Annotated in this window: 2 protein-coding genes; both read right to left on the reverse strand. The window is 37.6% G+C overall.

All coding sequences use genetic code 11. From position 1 onward, the window contains the following. On the reverse strand, positions 1-212 hold a 212-nt coding region (locus tag ACFIL8_RS12210; RefSeq protein WP_375690036.1), incomplete at its 3' end, for a virulence-associated protein E. A gap of 97 nt (positions 213-309) precedes the next feature. Next, the gene (locus tag ACFIL8_RS12215; protein ID WP_375613860.1) at positions 310-510 is read right to left on the reverse strand and encodes a helix-turn-helix transcriptional regulator; all 201 of its coding nucleotides are present in this window, start codon (positions 508-510) and stop codon (positions 310-312) included. Between the last annotated feature and the right edge of the window lie 118 nt (positions 511-628).

The following is a 628-nucleotide window of genomic DNA, read 5'->3' on the forward strand; positions in this document are numbered from 1 at the left end:
AGCAATCCAATTCTAATAAGCGCTTGTATGATCTCTCTAAAAGAGCAGCCAGCATAACAATAGAGTAAAAGACGCCCGTCATGTCCATTGGCAAGGGATAAGCTAGGCAGTCTATCATCATGAGCAGGGCAACGGGCTGTTCCATAACGCCCATGCCAAACTCCACGTAATGCACGTGTAATACCTTGCGCGTTCTTAAAAGAACACATCATTGTAAATCCTATAACGTTGCGTCATAGGACGGATTGTGCTATCTCTAGATTGATGAGTTTGAGAAAGCCTTGTCCGTCCTTACGTGACAAGGTTTTTTTATGCCGCGTCAGTTTGACGTTGCTGTTTTGCTTGCTCGATGACATTCAAGAGATCTGATTGTAACCAACGGGATAAAAAACCAAATTTTAAAGGTTTTGGGAGAGAGCCATTGGTAATATGACGGCGGAATGTTGAAACACTCATATGAAGCAATTTTGCACTTTCACGGTCTGTTAAAAGAATATCATTTTCTGTCATTCTAAAATCCTTTCACTATAAAAAATAGAAACAAATCATGCCTATTTATTAAGCACATTTTGGTTTATTTTTGAAGGTATTTTATTTATAGAAAACAATATTTTATCATATAAATTCT

This window comes from Bartonella sp. AP57NXGY (genome assembly GCF_042195805.1).
Classification (GTDB): Bacteria; Pseudomonadota; Alphaproteobacteria; order Rhizobiales; family Rhizobiaceae; genus Bartonella.

What these genes read in the sequence shown, in the direction of transcription:
- ACFIL8_RS12215 (WP_375613860.1), bottom strand. Translation starts at nt 510, where the DNA reads ATGACAGAAAATGATATTCTTTTAACAGACCGTGAAAGTGCAAAATTG.